Raw genomic sequence first — 16,834 nt, 5'->3', positions numbered from 1 at the left:
CCGATGGGTTCAGCGCGGCCACGACCGTCCGCTCGGCCGGCGGCAGCGCTTCGAAACGGATGTTGGTGCGGCGCGTCTCAGCGCAGCGCCGAGCACCAGTATTTCACCTCGAGATATTCCTCGATGCCGTGATGCGAGCCTTCGCGCCCGAGGCCGGACTGCTTGACGCCGCCGAAGGGCGCGACCTCGTTGGAGATCAAGCCTGTGTTGTGGCCGACCATGCCGTATTCCAGCGCTTCGGCGACGCGCCATGCGCGCTTGGCATTCTCGGTGTAGAAGTAGGAGGCAAGGCCGAACTCGGTGTCGTTGGCGAGCGCGATCACCTCCTCCTCGGTTTCGAAGCGGAAGAGCGGCGCGACCGGGCCGAAGGTTTCCTCGCGCGCGACACGCATCTCCGATGTCGCGCCCACGAGCACGGTCGGCTCGAAGAAGAGCCCGCCCAACGGATGGCGTTTGCCGCCGGTGACAAGGCGCGCCCCTTTGGCCAGCGCGTCGGCCAAATGGCTCTCGACCTTTTCTACCGCCGCTTCGTCGATCAAGGGGCCGATCAGGACGCCCGGCTCGGTGCCGCGACCGACGGGAAGCGCGGCCACGCGGGCGGCGAGCTTCTCGGCAAAGACGTCGAACACGCCGGCCTGCACGTAGAGCCGGTTGGCGCAGACGCAGGTCTGGCCGGCATTGCGGTATTTGGAGGCGATCGCGCCTTCCACGGCGGCGTCGAGATCGGCATCGTCGAAGACGATGAAAGGCGCGTTGCCGCCCAGTTCCAGCGACAAGCGCTTGATGGTTGGCGCGCACTCGGCCATCAGGATGCGCCCGACCTCGGTCGAGCCCGTGAAGGAGAGCTTGCGCACCGTGTCGCTGCCCGTCAGCACGCCGCCGACCGTGCGCGACTCGCCCGTGAGGATCTGCAGAACGCCGGCCGGGATGCCCGCTTCCTCGGCCAGAACGCCGAGCGCCAGCGCGGTCAGCGGCGTCTGCTCGGCGGGCTTCACGATCATGACGCAGCCCGCCGCGAGCGCGGGGGCGGCCTTGCGGGTGATCATGGCGGCGGGGAAGTTCCAGGGCGTGATGGCCGCGCAAACGCCGACCGGCTGTTTCAGCACCATCAGCCGCTTGTCGGCCTGCGGCGCGGGAATGACCTCGCCATAGACGCGCTTGGCCTCCTCGGCGAACCATTCGATGAAGGACGCGGCGTAGAGAACCTCTCCCCTGGCTTCCGCCAGCGGCTTGCCCTGTTCGGCCGTCATCAGCGCTGCGAGATCGTCGGCATTCGCCACGATCAGTTCGAACCAACGGCGCAGGATCCTGGCGCGCTCCTGCGCGGCGAGCCCGCCCCAGGACTTGAAAGCCCTGCCCGCCGCCTCGACCGCCTGGCTGACCTCCGCCGCGCTCAGCGAGGGAACGCGCGCAATCAGCGACCCATCGGCGGGATCGTGCACCTCGATCGTGGCACCGCTCGAAGCCCTCGACCAAGCGCCATCGATGAGGCAAGCGTCTCGCAAGAGATGCGGAGATCGAAGCTGAACCAAGGGAACCTCCGGCTGACTCGACACTCAAGTTCGACTAATGGAACAAAGCTCCATTCTGTGAACCGATACTGTTTGCCATGAAAGGAATTGTCAAGCCGGGGTCGCGCGCTTTGTCGCAGGTCGGCAACCCGGCAATCGCTGGCGCTTCGACGCCCAGCCAAGGTGCAGGGCCTCCCCGGAAAGCGCGTCGAAGCCGCTCGCGGCGACCGATATTGCGTGGGAACTGGGCCTCATCAAAAGCTCGGCCTATAGGCCGACTGCAACCATGCCCTGAGTTCGATCTGGCGACGCGGCTGCGAGCGGGCGGTCTCGTCCCGGCCCTTGGCAGATGCGTTGGGCGAGCGGTTTCCTCGGCCGGACCGAGAGCAGCGGGGGGTCCAAAGCCAAATGGCGGGCGAGCCCGAGCTCTCGAGGCAGCGCGGCTATGCGATGACAATGGCCGCGGCGCGAGGGCATGATCTGCTTGGGCGCGTCGATCCGGGACCATTCCGGCCGCGCCATCGTCGGCATCGCCGTCAGCCTCATCCGCAGCGAAGCGAACGCGCCGACTCTGGAGAAGCTCGGAGCCGACATTCGCGCGGCCGCTCAGACCCTGGCGCGCCGTCTGGGGAATTGAAAGCGCACGTTCGCGGACGGATGGCCGGCCGGAGACCTTGGCGTCCGGGCGCGATGCCCTCCGCCTGAATGCCGTGCCGGATATACCGACGTATAGTCGGATTGACCCAATGCCGGCTCGGCCGGGGCCGGACGCGGTGCTAGACGTTCGCCAGCTGCAACGCGCCTGTCGGGTGGGGTTGCCGAGGGACGAAGCCGCCCGCACAGGGCTTCCATGCTCCGGCAAACCGGCCTCGCAAGGCGCGCTGCGGGCTCTTCATGCGCGAACGCCCTCGCCGCCCCCGCGGTCCGAGCGCTCGCGACCAATCGACCGCTCGAACCGTCCATTCCTGACGTGACACGCCCCCAGCCGCTGGCTGGCGGGGTCGCCGGCGTTTGGGCGCGAGGGGCCCAAAGGAGGTGGGATCATGGCTTTCTTTCTCGCGCCCTCCCGCGTCGGCGGTGCGACGGGCATCGTGTCGTCGCTGGGCAGGGCCAGCATCTGGGCGGATACCGCCGCGCTCGTGCTGCTGGCCGGTGTGGCGGTGATGGTGGTGCATGGCGCGGAGGAGGCGCGCCAGCCGCTCGACATGCTGCAACAGGTGCCGATCACGCTCGATCCCGCCCGCCTGCCCGATTATGCGCTGCGCACGACGCTGCGCATGTTCGCAGCCCTCGCCGCCTCGCTCCTCTTCACCTTCACGGTCGCGACGCTGGCCGCCAAGAGCCGCAAGGCGGAACTGATCATCGTTCCAGCCCTCGACATTCTCCAATCGGTGCCGGTGCTAGGCTTTCTCACCTTCACGGTGACCTTCTTCATGGGCCTGTTTCCCGGTCAGCAGCTCGGGGCCGAATGCGCCTCGATCTTCGCGATCTTCACGGGCCAAGCCTGGAACATGGCGTTCAGCTTCTACCAGTCGCTGCGCACCGTGCCGGCCGATCTCGACGAGGTGTCGCGCCAGTTCGGCTTCTCGGCCTGGCGGCGCTTCATCCGGCTGGACCTGCCTTTCGCCATGCCCGGTCTCGTCTGGAACATGATGATGTCCATGTCGGGCGGCTGGTTCTTCGTGGTGGCGTCCGAGGCCATCACGGTCGGCGACAAGACCGTGACGCTGCCGGGCATCGGCTCCTGGCTGGCGGTCGCGATCGAGCGCAAGGATTTCGGCGCGGTGGCGCTGGCGGTGGGCGCAATGGCGGTGGTGATCCTTCTCTACGACCAGCTCCTGTTCCGGCCGATCGTCGCCTGGGCCGACAAGTTCCGCTTCGAGCAGACGGCCTCGCAGACCCGGCCCAAAAGCTGGGCCTATGATCTCGTGCGCCGCACGCGCCTCGTGAAGAAGCTCGCCTTCGTGCTCGCCGCGCCCTTCCGCTTGGCCGAAACCCTCCGCCTGCCGTCCCTGCCCCACCCCCGCCTTCCCGCGATCGGGCGCACCACGGCCGGGGCGATCGACCGGGCCTGGGTCGGGCTGGTGCTTCTGGGCTGCGCCTGGGGGCTGTGGCAACTCGCGTCCTTCATCACCGACAGTTTGACGATGGGCGATATCCGCGAAGCCTTTCTCTTGGGCCTTGCCACGCTCGCCCGTGTCGCGGTGCTCACGGTTATCGCCAGCGTGATCTGGGTGCCGATCGGCGTCTGGGTCGGGTTGCGCCCGCAATGGGCCGAGCGGGTGCAGCCGGCGGCGCAGTTTCTCGCGGCCTTCCCCGCCAATGTCCTATTTCCCTTCGCCGTGGTCGCCATCTCGACGCTGCATCTCGACCCCAACATCTGGCTGTCGGTCCTGATGGTGCTGGGCACGCAATGGTACATTCTCTTCAACGTCATCGCCGGGGCGACCGCGATCCCGACCGACCTGAAGGAAGCCAGCGGCATTTTCGGCATCAGGGGCTGGCAATGGTGGCGCCAGCTCGCACTGCCGGCGATCTTTCCCTATTTCGTCACCGGCGCGCTCACGGCGTCGGGCGGCTCCTGGAACGCCAGCATCGTGGCCGAGACAGTTTCGTGGGGCGACACCAAGCTCGAGGCGGCGGGCCTCGGCTCCTATATCGCCAATGCCACGGCGGCCGGCGACTATCCGCGCGTCGCGCTCGGCATCGCCATGATGAGCCTCTTCGTCATCCTCTTCAACCGCACCGTCTGGCGGCCGATGTACCGCTATGCCGAGCGGCACCTTCGCCTCAACTGATCTCCAAGCGGGAGTGCGCGCCATGAACGCGATCCAGACCCAGCCCCTCGTCGAAGTGCGCGGCGTGCGCCATGCCTATGGCAAGGCGAACGGCGCCGAAACCCTCGTCCTCGACGACGTGAACCTCACTCTTTACGACAACGAGATCGTCGGCCTGCTCGGCCGCTCGGGCTCGGGTAAGTCCACGCTCTTGCGGTCCATCGCCGGGCTGATCCAGCCGAATGTGGGCAGCGTCACCTTTCCCAAGGCCAACGGCCCGACCAGCGTCGGCATGGTGTTCCAGAGCTTCGCGCTCTTTCCCTGGCTCACGGTTCTGGAAAATGTCGAGGCGGGGCTGGAGGCCAAGCGCGTGCCACGCGAGGAGCGGCGCAAGCGCGCGCTCGCCGCGATCGACCTGATCGGCCTCGACGGGTTCGAGAGCGCCTATCCCAAGGAGCTTTCGGGCGGGATGCGCCAGCGCGTCGGCCTTGCCCGCGCCCTCGTGGTCGATCCGGCGATCCTCCTGATGGACGAGCCCTTTTCCGCGCTCGACGTGCTGACCGCCGAAACGCTGCGCACCGATCTTCTCGACCTCTGGTGCGAGGGGCGGATGCCGATCCAGTCGATCCTGATCGTGACGCACAATATCGAGGAAGCGGTGCTGATGTGCGACCGCATCTGCGTCTTCTCCTCCAATCCCGGCTGCGTCATCGCCGAGATCAAGGTGGACCTGCCGCAGCCGCGCAACCGGCAGGACCCGAGCTTCCGCGCCATGGTCGAGGACATCTATGTGCGCATGACGACGCGCCACGAGGCCGACCATCACAAGGAAGGGCTCTTCCCCGGCACGGGCATCGGCATGGCGCTGCCGCGCGTCTCCACCAACTCGCTCGCCGGGTTGATGGAGGCCATCGCCGCCCCGCCCTATCACGGAGAGGCCGACCTGCCCAAACTCGCGGCGGAGCTGCAATACGAGGCGGACGATCTGTTCCCGATCGCCGAAGTGCTCCAGCTCCTGCGCTTTGCCGAACTCGGCAATGGCGACATCAGGCTGCTGGTCGCCGGGCGGCGCTATGTCGAGGCGGAGGTGGACCAGCGCAAGCAGATCTTCGCCCAGCATCTCCTGAGCTACGTGCCGCTGGCGGCCCATGTGCGCCGGGTGCTGGACGACCGGCCGACCCACCACGCACCGGCCCGCCGCTTCCGCGACGAGCTGGAGGACACGATGACGGAAGAGGACGCCGCGCAGACGCTGAAGTCGATCATCCAGTGGGGCCGCTATGCCGAGACCTTCGCCTATGACGAAGGCGCGGACCTCTTCAGCTTGGACAATCCCAGCTGAAGGGAAGCGTCAACGGGCCCGACACGCGCCTGTGATGAAGCTCTGCCATGAGCTTCATCCCGCCTTCCCCTTCTTCGGGACCGACACCCATGTTCGACCATCTGCCGGAAACGGCGCTCAATCTCTTCGCGGCTCTGGTGCTGGGCTGCGCGATCGGCTTCGAGCGGCAATGGCACCAGCGCATGGCGGGCCTGCGCACCAACACGCTGGTGGCGATCGGCGCGGCGATCTTCGTTACCTTCGCCGCGCTCTTTCCCGGCGAATCCAGCCCGACGCGCATGGCCGCGCAGGTCGTCTCAGGGATAGGCTTTCTGGGCGCGGGCATCATCTTCAAGGAAGGGCTGAACGTGCGCGGCCTCAACACGGCCGCCACGCTCTGGTGCTCGGCGGGCGTCGGCACGCTGTGCGGCGCGGGATTCTATCCCCATGCCGCCGTCTGCACGCTCTTCGTTATCTGCGTGAACCTGCTTCTGCGCCCGCTGGTGCGCGCCATCGAACTGCGCCTGCCGCTCGCGCCCGACTTGAAGAGCCTCTACACGATCTCGATCGTCTGCCATGGCGAGCGGGAGGCCGATGTGCGCGGCCTGCTGCTGCGCGATGTGGGGACCCATCTTCACATTCAGGAAATCGAAAGCACCGATATCGAAGACTCCAACCGGGTGGAGGTCAACGCGATCATGCGTGCCGACCAGCGACAGGATCGCCTGGTGGAGCAGATGATCGGGCGGCTGAGCCTGGAGCCGCTCGTCACCTCCGCGCGCTGGCGGTTCGAGCGCGTCTGAAGTTTCGAAAGCTGGCATGAGGGCGAGCGGGATGCAGACGGGCGCGGAAGAGACGAGACGTGAGGCGGCCAGACGGCCGCGCTGGCGTCTGGCCGCGCTGGCTGTTCTCACGGCCCTCATCTTCATCGCCGACACGGCCACGCATTTCGAGATCGCCGTCGCGGTGTTCTACACGGCTGTGATCCTTCTGGCTGTCGATGCGCTGTCGGTGCGGGGCGTCGTGGCGCTCGCGTGGTTCTGCGCCTTTCTGACGGTGCTGAGCCTGTTCCTGACGCGCGCCGGGGCCTTCGATTCGGGCCTCGCCAACTGCGTGATCAGCGTTCTCGCCATCGCCGTCACCACCTATCTCTCGCTGAAACTCGTCGCCGCCAAGGCCGCCGTCTTCGCCGCGCAAGCCAAGCTCGGCCAGATGGCGCGGCTGACGCAGCTCGGCGAACTCACCGCCTCGATCGCGCACGAGGTCAATCAGCCGCTCGCCGCCATCACCACCAGCGCGCAGGCCGCGCACCGCTGGCTGGACCGCGAGCCGCCCGAGCCCGAGCGCGCGCGCGCGGCGCTCCATCGCGTCATCGACGCGGCCAACCGGGCAAGCGACGTGATCCTGCGCGTGCGCGGCCTCGCCAAGGGCGAAAAGCCGCGCAAGACGCGGCTCGACCTCAACGCCATGCTCCTGACGGCGCTGGATCTGGCGCAAGCCGAGATCGAGCGCAACGCCATTGCGGTGACGCTCGATCTCACTGACGCGCTGCCGCCCATCCTCGCCGACGAGGTGCAGATGCAGCAGGTCGCCGCCAATCTGCTTCTCAACGCCATCGAGGCGATGAGCACGGTGCCCCCCACCAGGCGCCAACTCGCCATCGCCTCCTTCCGCGAGGATTTCGGGCATCTGGGCTTTTCCATCACCGACACGGGCGTCGGCCTCGGGGCGAACGCGCTCGAACATCTGTTCGATTCCTTCTGGACCTCCAAGGAAGGGGGCATGGGCATCGGCCTCACCATCAGCCGCTCGATCGTGGAAGCGCATGGTGGGCGCATTTGGGTGACGTCCGAGCCGCGACCGGGCGCCGTATTCCGCTGCACCTTGCCCCTGCCCGAAAAGGAGCACGCATGAACCCGCCCCCGCAGGCGCCCCTCGTCTTCATCGTGGACGACGATCCGAGCGTGCGCGAGGCGGTGGCCGATCTCCTGGCCTCGGTCGATCTCGAAGCGCGCTCTTTCGGCTCGGTGGCGCAGTTCCTCGCCGCCGAGCAGCCGAGCGTGCCGAGTTGTCTCGTGCTCGATATCCGAATGCCCGGCCAGAGCGGCCTCGAGTTCCAGAAGGATATGGGCGCGAAGGGCCTGCGGATGCCCGTCATCTTCATCACCGGCCATGGCGACATCGAAATGTCGGTGCGCGCCATGAAGAACGGGGCGATCGAATTCCTCACCAAGCCCTTCCGCGACCAGGACCTGATCGACGCGATCCAGGAGGGGCTGAAGCGGGATCGGGCGCGGCTCGAAGCCGACGGCGCGCTCGCGGATCTCCATCGCAACTGGCAGTCGCTGTCGCCGGGCGAGCGTCAGGTCATGGTGATGGTCGGTCGCGGTCTTCTCAACAAGCAGATCGCCGGCGAACTCGGCCTCAGCGAGATCACCGTCAAGGTTCGGCGCGGACATGCCATGCGCAAGATGCAGGCGAAATCCCTGGCCGATCTCATTCGAATGCTCGATCGCCTCGGCAGCGCCGCGACGGACGCGTAGACGGTTGGGGGCTGACGTCCTGTTCCGAGCCCTCGCAAGCGAGGGCCGGGAACGGCTTTCATCCGGTGCTGCCTGAAGGGCGTGGAAGCGGCCGCGAGGAGAGCGCGGTTCACGGCCCGAACACCCGGTTGGCGAGCAGGCATGACACCAGCCGCCATCCTCCGTGCGCCCCACCGCCGCCCGAAGGCGATCAGCTACAGCCCCTCGCCTCAGCCGTCGTTCGGGAAGCGGCCCCGCGCCTGATCGAGCGCGGCGAGGCCCCGAACGCCTTCGCGGTTGCCGGTGCGCGCGACGGCCGAGAAGACCTGCCGCGCATCGGCCCAGCGGCGCAGTTCCAGATAGGCGTAGCCGCGCAGAACCATGAGGTCGAGCCGCTCGGGCGCGATGCGGGCGCGCTCGTCCAGCGCCTGCAGGGTCTCCACCGGGCGCTTGGCCTCGAAGGCGCTGGTGGCGCGGGCCGAGAGGATCGCGGTATCCAGCTCGATGCGGCGCGCGGCGGGCTGGGACGAGCGTGCGGCCGCGATGGCGGCGCGGTCTCCGACGCCGAGGCGCAGATAGGCCAGACTCTCGCCATAGGACGCGTCCTGGCGCGTGCGCCCCTCGCCCCGCCGCGCCGCGCTTTCGAACGCGCCGGCTGCTTCCAGCGGGCGGTTGAGGCCGAGAAGGCACCAGCCGCGTGCCATCGCGGCGTCGGGCGAAAGCGTCGATGGATCGATCTCAGCGGCGCCGCATCCCCTTGCGGGCGCGGACCTAGACGCCGCGCGCCGTGCAGGCGGGGCGCTGGCGGCGGGCGCGGATTGGGCGGATGGCGCGACGTGGGCGCGGCGTGTCGCAGGCGGCGTCTGGCTTTGCGCCATGGCGCTGCCCGGCTGCGGCGAGGTGGAGGACATCCCCTGCGAGCCGGCACCGGCTCCCATCACTGCCGCGAACGGCACGCCCGCATAGGCGGAGACGAACGAACCCGCTCCCGCTTCGCTGGCCATCGCAGCCGCAGGTCCCACCCGCATCGAAGCTCCGGGCTGTGAGCCCGCGTCACCCGCGGCAGGCAATTCTGCGCCCGCCATCTGCGGGGCACCGCTCATGGAGGAACTCAGCTGCGCGGCGGCAGAACCGGCAGCGGGCGCATTCGCCCCGGCTGGACCGACCATCGCTCCGCCCGGCTGCGCGGAGGTGCCGGATGGCGCGCCCGCATAAGACGCCCCCGCGCCCGCCATCCCGGCCATGGCTTGCGCCGATGCGCCTGGCTGCGCGGCGGCATAGGCCGTGGGGGGAACGGTGCCGCCGTCGCGCGCGGCCTGGGCGGCTGCGACCTCTGCTTGATCGGGGCGGCCGATCGCGGCGATGCGCGGCGAGCGGGGGCCGAAGGCGCGCTGGAGGGCGGCGAGGCCCGGCTGATCGCCGAGGCGCTGGCGCACCAGCGCCAGACCATAGGCGGACGGCTCGTCGCCGCGCCGGAAGTCGAGCGCGGCCGCGAACCATTGGCCGGCGGTCGCGAACTGGTTCAGGCCATAGGCATACCAGCCGAGCTGCTGCGCGCTTGCCGCGTCGCGCGCCTGCCCAACGGCAGAGGTGATGCGCGCGAGCACATCGGGCTGGATGATTTGGCCCCCGCTCGCCGCCAGCAGATTGGCGGCCGCCGCGAGATAGACCGCCCGCGCCCCATCCGACGCCGTGCGCCATCGCGCCATCGCGCTTTCGGCCTCGGCGAAACGGCCGAGCGGAATGAGGGACAGGGCATAGCCCTGCGAGATCGTGGCGCTGTCGTCTCTGGCCCGGGCGCGCTCGAAATTCGGCAGGGCACCCGCCGCATCGCCCCGGCGCAGCGCGTACCAGCCCAGAAGCTCGGCATCGGACGCCCGGCCTTCGGGCGCATCGACCAGCTTGCGGATCAACGCGAGATCGGCGTCGGAGACCTGCACCGATGCATCGTCCGCCGCCTTGGCCAGGCTCGCGCGGGCGAGATCGGCGCGCAGCGCGGCGAACTCGCCGACCCCGTCCGGCCCGATGCGCTCGGCCGCCAAGAGCGGGTCGAGATCGGCGCGGGCCAGCCGCTGGCTCGCCATCTGGATCGTGGCGAGCCGCTCGCCGGCATTGTCGCAATGGGTGAGGACGTAGAGATAGGCGTCCTTCGCGCGCTCGGGGCGCTTGATTTCGGCAAAGGCGCGCGCCACGCGCCAGAGGCTGTCCACCTCCGAGCAGGTCAGGAGGCTCGGGGTCGAGGCCGCGATGCGGATGACGCTTTCATATTGCTGGAGATTCGAGGCGTTGACGAGTTGCAGGCGCGCTTCCGCCACCGCGACCCGCTCCAGAAGATCGGCGGGCGGCTGCCAACCGGGCTGGCTCTCAGTCCGCGCCGCGATGGCCTCGCGCACCTCGCCCAGGCGTCCCTGCGCATAGAGTTGCCAGATGCGGTCCAGCTCGGGGTCGCCGGCCGGGGCGGCGGCCGGCAGATCGAACGGATTCTCGGGCGGCTGCCAGTTGGGATACAGGCTTTTGAGCCGCGCGATTTCCGCTTCCAGACGCCTCGTATCGCCCTGCTGGGCGAAATAGCGCAGCGCCGTCAGATCGACCTGCGGCGGCGCGGCGGCTGGCTCGTTGGAGGCCGGTTGAGACGATGCGGGCGGTGGCGACGCGGCCTGCGCCGGAACCGGAGCCTGCGCCGGGTTCGATGTCTGCGCCTGCGCGACGAGCGCGCCGCTCGGCTCGGCTGCCATGGCGGTGCTCGGCGCGGTAGGCGGCGACAGGTCGTAGCCCTCGCGCCAGCCATGCATGGTGACGGACAGGCCGGCAATCGCGGAGAACGCGGCAAGGGTCTTCAGCGCAGACATTCGGGATGCCTCTCGTTGAGCGCGTCGAGGGCGAGAAGGTGCAGGGTCGAGGGATAGTAGAGCGTCGGCTTAAAGCCGCGCAGGTCCTGCGGCACCGGCGTTCCGTCCAGCACACAGGCGACAGCGGCCGGGATGATGCGATAGCCGGGGTCGCTGAGCGTTTCCTTGGTCGCGCCGGTCGAAAGATCGACGATCCGCAAATTGCCGTTCGCGTCGCTCATGCCCGCGGTGAGCTTGCGCAGGAGATCGGGATCGCCCTCCCCTGCGCGCAGGAGATAGAGCGGCAGGCGCAGCGCGTTGTAGCCGAACTCCGCCGGGAAGCCGGCGGCGGGCTTGGGCCGCTGGGCGAGCGAGAGCCATTCGGGCGGCAGGGCGGCGTCGGTGAGGACGCTGGCGAGAAGGTGCCGACCGCCCGCCTCTGCCCCGCTCCAGTCATGGCCGGGCGCGAGCGCGGCGAGTTCGCCGAAGGCCTCGAACACCCAATAGGACAGGTTCACCACCGGCCCGTCCGCGCGCTCGCCCCGGTCGAAGCCGGAGACGCCCGGCCGCAGCAAGGTCTGCCCGTCATGGGTGAAGAGGAGGCGAGCGCCGATGGATCCCGCCAGCGTCGCGGCGGCCTCTGTCAGGTCGGACCTCTGCCATTTGGCCCCGCCCCGCGCGAGGCCGAGCGCGATCAGGATGTCGCCGTCGCTGGCATCGTTGAGATCGGTGACGGGCGGCTCGGAGCCCGGCGTCCAGCGCCACGCGGCCAGCCCGTCGTCGCGCACCAGAAGCTGCGTGCGCGTGAAGCTCCAGATGCGGTCGAAATTGGCTGGGTCATCCGCCATCACGGCCAGAAGCAGGCCATAACCCTGCCCCTCGCTATGGCTGATGCCGTGATTGCCGGTGTCGACGATGCGCCCCGACGCGTCGAGGAAGCTGGCGCGGTAGCTCTCCCACGCGCCGGTTGGAAGCGAGGACGCGGCCATGGCGGGAGATCCCCAAACCAGAAGAAGCGCGTACAAGAGAGGCTTCAGCGATCTCATTCGCGATGCCCCAAAGTCTGCACGAAGGCGGTGGTGGCGATGCCGAGCAGAAGCGCCACCACCACGATCAGCGAGGCATAGGCGAGGACGTTTTCCGACAGCCAGTTGGCGAGGATCAGGCGCATATTGGAAAAGGAAAAGGGCTGCGTCGGTACGAAGGACGCCGCGCCGACGAGCTGGCTGGCGGTTGTGCTCTCTTTTGGGTCGAAGGCCGACACGCGCCCCACGAGCTGCACCCAGTTCGCCTCGCGCGCGACCAGCGCGATATTCTCTCTCAAGGCTGCCGTGCTCGGCGCGGTGAGAACGGTCCAGACGCCCGCCGGCCCCTCGCCTTGCCCGACCACCAGCCCGTCATCCTCGCCGGGCGCGAAGGGCTGCTGGCTGGCGGGCACCAGCCGAAGCCCGCCAGCCTCGATATCGAAGGTCTCGCGCAGCCAGCCTTCCAGGTCGGCGAGCGTCGCGCGCCAGCCGGAAGCCGTGCCGAACTGCTTCTGCCAGCCCTCCAGCGTCAGCGCGGGGGCTGTGGCCGGCCCGGGCGCCTGCCCGCCCCATTCGGCCGCGCGAGCGGGGTCGATATGGGCGCGCGTCAGCGCTTCGGGCAGCAGCTGACGCGTCGGCCCGATGAAGAGCGCATGCGAGCCGAGGGCGCCGGTCGGCGCAGGCGCGAGCCGCAGGGGAATGGCATGGCCGGCCGAAAAGGCGATGCGGCCGAGAAAGGTCGCGGCGGCGCTGAGGCCCTCCGCCCGGTCGTCCGGCAGCACGACATCCACGGGATCGCGCGTGACATTGTAGGGAAAGCCGACGCCCTGAAAGGCCGAGAGATCGGGCACCCGCGCGATGCGGGCGAAATCGGGCACTTCGAGCCGCGAGGTATCGAACAGAGCGAAGCGCGGCGCGCCGCCGGTGGAGGTGCCCGGCCGGCAGCTCCGGTCGGCCTCTGTCAGAAGATTGGCCTCCAGCGCGATCGTGTTCACGCCGGGCCTGAGATGGCGCATCGTCATGCGCAAGGGAAAGCCGTCCAGCGCGCCGCTGCCCCCGCCGCCGATCGGCAGGGTCGTCGCGATATTGCCGTTCACATAGAGATTGACGAGGCTGCCCGGCAGAACCTCGCCGCTATAGGCCGCGTCCAGCCGAACCACGGTCTCGCCATAGGCTTCGGCGAAGAAATCGCCGGGCACCGCGACGGCGAACTCGGTTCGGAAACGCCGCCCGGCGAACTCCTGCGAGACGACGCCCAGTTCGCGGAAACTCAGCGCCCCGCCCTCGCGCATCAAGGGCGCGTCTGGCGTGCGCAGCGCGGGGTTGAGGATCGCCGGGCGCGGGGCGGCTCCCTCGCGGTCCACGAAGGAGACGATGCGCTCGGCGCCCGCCGCCACCTCGTCCCAGTTGGAGCCCGTAAGAGTCAGAACGCTCGATCCATCGGCGCGGCGCAGGAAGCTCGCGCCCCCGCTCGGGCTTGCGCTCAAGGCCCCCGCTAGCGCGCCGAAGGCGTCGGCCGGGGCGATCACGACGTCGAGCGTCCCGGCGCGGGCCGGCGGCACGCTGCCCTGCACGATCTCGACGCTCTGGTTGGGCATGGCGGTGAGAAGCGCCAGCCCCTGCGACAGGCGCATGAGGGCCGGGGCGGCGTCGCTGAGGTCTCCGGCGGGCAGCGCGAGGCGGATCAGCGTCAGCCCCTCGCCGTCGAGACCGGTGGCGCGCACGTCCTCCAGACGGCGCGGCGCGAAATCGGCGGCGCTTCCGGCGAATTCGAGAAAGGTGCGGCCCGAAGCCAGCGTCGTCCAGAGTTCGTAGGTGGAGGCGACGGTGCAGTCCGTCCTGTGCCGCAGAGTGCTTTCGACACCGATCGTGTTGAGGCCGGGGCGCAGCAGGCCGGCCGGCACGGCGACCGTGAGATCGCTCAACCCGTCCGACGAGGCGACGGGCGCGTCGATCAGCGGCATGTCGTTGACGAGCAGGCGCAGGCGCGACGCTTCGGGAGACACCAGAATGGCGTTCTGATAGGCGATGTTGAGCCGGGCGGCGGCTTCCGCTTCCTCGCGCGTCAAAGTGATCGACCAGCGCCGCCGATCGATCTCGCCCGACAGAGCCAGCTCCGGCCCGGCGATGAGGTGGCGACGCCAGCCGGTGGAGGGGGCGGGTGCGGCGTTCGCATTCGATGCGGATGCCGGTGGCGCGGATGGAGGCGCGGCACTTGCGGGCGCCTCGGTCCTTACGGGGCTCGGCGTGGCCGAGGCGCTTGGCGGGCCGGCCGGGCGCTGCGGCTGCGGCTGCGGCTGCGGCTGCGGCTGCGGCTGGGCGGGCGCGGCGGGTCTCTCGCCGCTCATGTCGAAGGGCGCAGGCTGCGCGGCGGCGGAGCCCGGCCAAGCGATGGCGGCGGCCAGAAGCGCGAGGGCGGATGCGGCGGTGCGTTTCATCCGCGCGCCTCCGCCGGCTTGGCTTTCGCGGCTGGCTTGCTGCCGATACCGCGCAGGAGATAGCCCAGCCCTCGGAACGTCTGGTAGAGGCACACGCCGAAGAACCAGAACGATCCGCGCAGAATGCCGGGATTGCGCCGGCGCGCGCGCTGAAGCTGCTGCCACTGCCCGGAATCGGCAAAGATCAGATCCGCGATCAGCCGGTTGTGATGCGCGCTGTCGGCGGCAAAGGCGCAGCCGAGCACCGTGCTGCCCTCGCCGCGCTGAATGCGCTTGAACACGAGCGGAATCGTGTCGCGTCCGCTTTCCAGCTCGGTGCGCACCCGCAGCGTCGCGCTCGTGCCGCGCTCGACCTCGGGCGGCAGCGCGCCGGTGACGCGCACCGAGACACCCGAAACCGAAACATCCTCGATCGTGCCGGCTAAGAGTGTTCCCTCGATCTGGATGTCGCAGCGCCGCTTCACCGCGATGCGTCGGTTGGCCGTCGGCGTGCCAAGTTCCGACACGACGCCGAGCGCGCAGCCCGCGATCACGAGGTTCAGGACATTCCACGCGCCGACCACCATGGTCAGATCGGCGCGGTAGGGCTCGTCGATCACGCGCCAGACGGTGGCCACCAGCCCCAGAAGCAGGACGGCGAAGATCACATAGAAGGGCAGGCCGATTTCCGACACGCGGCTTTCGGCAATCGACCCGTCCTTGGCGGTCACGTTGAAGGTCGGCTTGCGCGGATGCAGCATGGTGGAAACGACGGCGGGCAGGAGATGGACGCTCTGCACATATTCGTAGAGCTCGGAAATCCACGGCCAGCGGAACGAGCCATACATGGAATTCTGCATCATCAAGTTCACGGCCATGTAGGTCAGCGTATAGGCGACGAACTCGCCGGACGACGCCGTGAAGATCTGCAGGCCGAAGAAGAGATAGAAGAGCGGCGCGATCAGGAACATCAGGCGCGGAAAGGGAAACAGCCAGAACAGCGTCGAGGACGTGTAGCAAAGGCGCTGCGGGAAGGAGAGCCCGCGCTTGAAGAGCGGCGCGCGCAGCAGCAAAATCTGCATCATGCCCTGCGCCCATCGCGAGCGCTGGCCGATGAAGGAGGCGAAGGTCGCCGGTTGCAGGCCCGCGATCAGCGGCTTGTCGAGATAGAGACTGTTCCAGCCGCGCGAATGCAGCTCGACCGCCGTCTCGCAATCCTCGGTGATGGAAATGCCCGAGAAGCCGCTCGTTTCCATCAGCGCCTCGCGACGCAGAAGCGCGGCCGAGCCGCAGAAGAAGGCGGCGTTCCACTTGTCGAGCCCGCGCTGGATGATGCCGTAGAACATCTCGTTCTCGGAGGGCATCTTGTCGAAGGTGCGCAGATTGCGCTCCAGCGGGTCGGGATTGAGAAAGAAATGCGGCGTCTGCACCAGGAACAGGCGCGGATCGTCCTCGAAATAGCCGACCGTTTCGGCCAGGAAATCGCGCGCGGGCGCGTGGTCGGCGTCGAACACCGCGATCAGCTCGCCGGTGGACCGGGTCATCCCGTGATTGAGATTGCCGGCCTTGGCGGAGGTGTTGCGCGCGCGCGTGAGATAGCGCGCGCCCAGCGCCTCGCAGAGCACGTTCAGCTCGGCGTGGCGGCGCTCGGCGGCCTCCGCCGAGACCATGTCGTCGGACTGGCGCTTCTGGTCCGTGCCGCCATCGTCCAGCAGCCAGACCGTGAAGCGGTCGGCGGGGTAGTTCATGGCGAGCGCGGAGGCGAGCGTATTGGCGAGCAGCTTGGTCGGCTCGTTATAGGTCGGCACGAAGACGTCCACGCTCGGCGGCTTGCGGCCCGGCGTGAGCGTGCGCGAGGGGCGCGGCGGCACGGGCGCGGCCACCACGAAGAGGCTGAGCGCCAGCATGAAGACGCTGTACATCTCGGCAAGATACAGGAGAAAACCCGGAATGAAGTTTTCGAGCTGGTTGACCGGCGGCAGGGTCGAGGTCGTACGCCAATAGACGTAGCGCAGGACGATCGAGGTTCCGAGCGCGAGCGCCACGAGACGCCAGACGCCGCCCAGATCCAGCGTCTTCAGGATCACCATGACGCCGAGCACGAAGAGCACCGCGAAGAGCTGCGCCTGAAGGCTGACGGGCAGCGTGATCACCCCGATCGCCAGGATCGAGGCCAGGATCCACAGAAGCGTCATTCCCACTCGCAACATGCACTCTCCCGATCTGGAGCCCATCCCTCGAACACCGGTTCGAGGGATGGGCTCTAGGATTTTGGCGTCTCGCATTGTCCGGACGCGAAAGCCGACCCGGCTTTCGCTGGACATGCTCTGGAGCGGACCCCAGGCAGGCCCGCAACCCCAGGTCATCTTACGCTTCATCGAAGGCGAGCCGCCCGAGGCGAAACGTCCCCCCCTCTGCCCGTCACCAGAACAT

The 16,834-nt window shown here is 68.6% G+C and carries 11 protein-coding genes; 6 read left to right on the top strand and 5 right to left on the bottom strand.

Annotated features, from left to right (window positions below; translation table 11 throughout):
- Positions 1-77: 77 nt before the first annotated feature.
- On the bottom strand, positions 78-1,532 hold the full coding sequence (locus AUL28_RS10980) for an NAD-dependent succinate-semialdehyde dehydrogenase (protein ID WP_062232399.1): 1,455 nt from the start codon (positions 1,530-1,532) through the stop codon (positions 78-80).
- Positions 1,533-1,995: 463 nt separating this feature from the next.
- On the opposite strand from AUL28_RS10980, the gene AUL28_RS22080 reads away from it, so the two are divergent.
- From AUL28_RS22080 to AUL28_RS10955, 6 genes are all read left to right on the top strand, one after another.
- Complete coding sequence (locus AUL28_RS22080) at positions 1,996-2,148, top strand: hypothetical protein (RefSeq protein WP_192843441.1); 153 nt, start codon at positions 1,996-1,998, stop codon at positions 2,146-2,148.
- A 406-nt stretch (positions 2,149-2,554) separates the two neighbouring features.
- Positions 2,555-4,309, top strand: a complete 1,755-nt coding sequence (locus AUL28_RS10975; RefSeq protein WP_082640396.1) for an ABC transporter permease — start codon at positions 2,555-2,557, stop codon at positions 4,307-4,309.
- 22 nt (positions 4,310-4,331) lie between these two features.
- The gene (locus AUL28_RS10970; protein WP_062232453.1) at positions 4,332-5,630 is read left to right on the top strand and encodes an ABC transporter ATP-binding protein; all 1,299 of its coding nucleotides are present in this window, start codon (positions 4,332-4,334) and stop codon (positions 5,628-5,630) included.
- Between the two features lie 89 nt (positions 5,631-5,719).
- The gene (locus tag AUL28_RS10965) at positions 5,720-6,412 is read left to right on the top strand and encodes an MgtC/SapB family protein (RefSeq protein ID WP_058598679.1); all 693 of its coding nucleotides are present in this window, start codon (positions 5,720-5,722) and stop codon (positions 6,410-6,412) included.
- Positions 6,413-6,443: 31 nt separating this feature from the next.
- Positions 6,444-7,523, top strand: coding sequence for a sensor histidine kinase (locus AUL28_RS10960; protein ID WP_062232398.1), 1,080 nt, complete (start codon positions 6,444-6,446; stop codon positions 7,521-7,523).
- Positions 7,520-8,152 (top strand): response regulator transcription factor, encoded by a 633-nt coding sequence (locus AUL28_RS10955; protein ID WP_062232396.1) that lies wholly within the window; start codon positions 7,520-7,522, stop codon positions 8,150-8,152. The genes AUL28_RS10960 and AUL28_RS10955 overlap by 4 nt, the downstream gene beginning before the upstream one ends.
- A gap of 209 nt (positions 8,153-8,361) precedes the next feature.
- Here AUL28_RS10955 and AUL28_RS10950 read toward each other — a convergent pair whose 3' ends face one another.
- From AUL28_RS10950 to bcsA, 4 genes are read right to left on the bottom strand one after another with little or no spacing between them, the layout of a single operon-like run.
- Positions 8,362-10,980 carry a hypothetical protein gene (locus AUL28_RS10950; protein WP_062232394.1) on the bottom strand — a complete coding sequence of 873 codons (2,619 nt, stop codon included), beginning with the start codon at positions 10,978-10,980 and terminating at the stop codon, positions 8,362-8,364.
- Positions 10,968-12,005, bottom strand: a complete 1,038-nt coding sequence (locus AUL28_RS10945; protein WP_062232392.1) for a glycosyl hydrolase family 8 — start codon at positions 12,003-12,005, stop codon at positions 10,968-10,970. The genes AUL28_RS10950 and AUL28_RS10945 overlap by 13 nt, the downstream gene beginning before the upstream one ends.
- A complete protein-coding gene (locus AUL28_RS10940; protein WP_062232390.1) occupies positions 12,002-14,422 on the bottom strand; it encodes a cellulose biosynthesis cyclic di-GMP-binding regulatory protein BcsB in 2,421 nt (806 codons plus the stop codon). The genes AUL28_RS10945 and AUL28_RS10940 overlap by 4 nt, the downstream gene beginning before the upstream one ends.
- Entirely contained in the window at positions 14,419-16,611 is a 2,193-nt protein-coding gene (bcsA, locus tag AUL28_RS10935) for a UDP-forming cellulose synthase catalytic subunit (protein ID WP_062232389.1), read from the bottom strand. The genes AUL28_RS10940 and bcsA overlap by 4 nt, the downstream gene beginning before the upstream one ends.
- Positions 16,612-16,834 lie beyond the last annotated feature (223 nt).

The organism is Aureimonas sp. N4 (assembly GCF_001463925.1).
GTDB classification, from domain to species: Bacteria; Pseudomonadota; Alphaproteobacteria; order Rhizobiales; family Rhizobiaceae; genus Aureimonas; species Aureimonas ureilytica_A.
The sequence above is the reverse complement of the archived record's forward strand: the minus strand, read 5'-3'. Positions and strand labels throughout refer to the sequence as shown.